The 2483-nt window shown below is 64.3% G+C and carries 2 protein-coding genes; one reads left to right on the top strand and one right to left on the bottom strand.

Going from position 1 to position 2483, the window contains the following annotated elements; translation table 11 throughout:
• Positions 1–229: 229 nt before the first annotated feature.
• Positions 230–1219, bottom strand: coding sequence for a protein NO VEIN domain-containing protein (locus IE250_RS24285; protein WP_189671899.1), 990 nt, complete (start codon positions 1217–1219; stop codon positions 230–232).
• A 487-nt stretch (positions 1220–1706) separates the two neighbouring features.
• On the opposite strand from IE250_RS24285, the gene IE250_RS24290 reads away from it, so the two are divergent.
• Positions 1707–2384 carry a hypothetical protein gene (locus IE250_RS24290; protein ID WP_189671900.1) on the top strand — a complete coding sequence of 226 codons (678 nt, stop codon included), beginning with the start codon at positions 1707–1709 and terminating at the stop codon, positions 2382–2384.
• Positions 2385–2483: the final 99 nt, after the last annotated feature.

Below are 2483 nucleotides of genomic sequence, written 5' to 3' on the forward strand. Positions count from 1 at the left end.
CCCGACGCTGTCGGAGGCGCTGCAGGAGTCGATCCACGGTATTACCGGGCACATGATCAACTTCTGATGGTCTGACCGGACCGTCCTGCGGCGATACCTAGGAACGGCGGCTGACCTGCATTTTCGTCTCTCGACGTTGTGCAGCGTTAGCCGCCGTTTCTCGTGCTCGCGTGTAACCCGTGTGTAATCCGCAGATGCGCTGGCTGGGGTCGAGCCCCCGGCCGACCGCCTAGTTCACGTCGGGCAGGTCATAGGAGAACTCGGTGGGGTGGAGCCCGGCCTCGGCTGGTTGCCAGTCGACCCAGACCCGGGATGTTCCCCCAGTGAGTTTGTACCCGCTAGCGACCTGGTGCTTGTACTCGATTCCGTCCAGTACGAACAGGTCGGTCCGGGGCCACTCAAGCGCGTGGTTTACCTCACCGATCGTCAGGACCACGCGAACTGCGCCGTCGACAGTGGTGCCCTTCACCTCGATGTGGCGCTCTTGGCCGTGGAGCGTCAGTTTGAGGTCGTACGGCTTTCCCAAGATCTCAACATCCGTCGCTCCGATCGCCTTGTAGTGCTGGATCGCGGCATCGACGGCGTAGTTCTCGATGGCCTTCCTGAGTACGGGATCCGCAAGCCGACCTTGTCCCCCTTTCGTTCCCCGGGACTTGTTGTCCTGCTTGCGGTCGTCGGGCGGCGTTGGAACCGTCGACTTGGCGAGCGAAGTGATACGCGGGACAAGCGAGGACGGGAACTTCGTGAGGTACGCCTGCGTCGCACGCAGCACGCCCGGCTGGTAGGGAATGAACGGCCCGTACTTCTTGCCGGATACCTTGCTCATGACGTCATCGAAATGGGGGTTGAGCATCGGCGTCGTGACTGGCCGCTCGAACTCTGTGAAGCCACCGAGCGGCATCACCCAGTTGGGAAGGACGTCCGTGTGTCCTCGGGCACGCCCGACGGTTCCTTGAGCCTGCCACTCCATGGCGTCAGCGGACAGGGGTCCAACGACTTCGGACCAGCCGACAATCGCAGGAGTACCGGCCCAGCTCTTGTGCCAGTGGAACACGATGTCACCGGGGGCGGTGTACTGCACCAGCGTGTAGTGCCAGATCGGCTTCCCGTCCGGGTTCGCCTGGGGAGCCAGGAGGTCGCCTCCAAGGTCGCCCCGGTTGGTGATCTCCATCCAGTACCGCTCGCTGCCTTGGCCGGCCCACCAGTCGTCAATCTTCACTCGTTGATGATGCCGCAGGTCGCGGTCCAAGGGAGGGCGAACACCTGGCGCGTTCGGGGTGGGGCGTCGTTCGGCTCCCTGCCACGTTCTTTGTCGGCGTGGTGCCGGGTCAAGGCTGGCGCTTGCGCCATCACGCAGTGACGCGGAGCGGCCTTGACGTGGTGCCGCGTCGATAAAGATCCTCCGAGAGCCGGACATCGTTCCACTGGTGAGATGACACGCTCACCGCTCCCCAGGGCTCGTGTCCGACGCCTGATGGTCTGGCTCGCCGGCCTCGGGCGGGCGGTTGTTAGGCGGGTGCTCGACGTAGCCGGCTACGGGCGCCTGCCGCCGTGACCGTCCGCGTCCTACGGATCGTGCGCGATGTGGTTCCACCCGTTGTGCGATGGCCGGGCGCGGATAAGGGGGCCTCAGGGCACCGGGTGATGTTCTGTTGGTGAGCTACCAAAGTCGGTCGTTGGACCCAACGAGTAAGTAGGCTCTCGACATGCTGAACCCAGCCGCCGAACTTCACGAGATATTCGTCTCCTGGCGCGACGACCCGAGAGCTACCAACCTGGAGCGTCGGGAGGTGCAAAGCCGGGTGGGTCTCATGCGCTCGGTTCGTGCGATGGTCCTGCTTGACGAGATCTTCACTGAGATCGACGAGCTCCAAGCTGCGGGCCGGCGGGTCGGGGCATACGAAAAGGCGTTCCTCTCGTGGACCCACGCGGTTCTCTGTGTCGCGACCGGCTGGCCGGGCGGGAGCAAAGCGGTGTTGGACTTCCCCGAACACGCGATGGATGTCCTTGATCAGCTCGCTGACATTTTGGATCACCCGCCTACAAGGCCAAAGCTGGACCCGACCGCGATGCAGGTCTTGGAGAGCCGTCTTCAGGACGTCTTGGCGACCCTGGCGGATGACGATGTGTTGGACGATCGGCTAAAGCTCCACATCCAACGTACGGTCCGCCACGTACAGACCTGCGTAGGCGAATTCGAGGTCTACGGAGAGAGCGAAACGATGGCGGCGCTCGACGCCCTCTGGGTCGGTATCAGGGCAGCGGAGGCAGCCAACCCTGACGGGAAGTGGGCGAAGTTCCGTGACACCTTCTTCATGCCGACCGCGGTGGGGCTCATTGCAGCGATGCCGCAAACGATCGCTCAGATTGCGACAGCTACCTAACTTCTCTGCCCCAGCTGGGTGGGGTGCGGTGGGGTGCGCGGAGGGCCGCTCGCGGCCCGCAGCGCGGGGCCCCATCGCGGGGCCCCGCCGGAGGCTGGG

The organism is Promicromonospora soli (assembly GCF_014653785.1).
Taxonomy (GTDB): domain Bacteria; phylum Actinomycetota; class Actinomycetes; order Actinomycetales; family Cellulomonadaceae; genus Promicromonospora; species Promicromonospora soli.

Excerpts from the sequence above, each read along its gene's own strand:
- IE250_RS24290 (WP_189671900.1), top strand. The coding sequence starts at position 1,707 with ATGCTGAACCCAGCCGCCGAACTTCACGAGATATTCGTCTCCTGGCGC.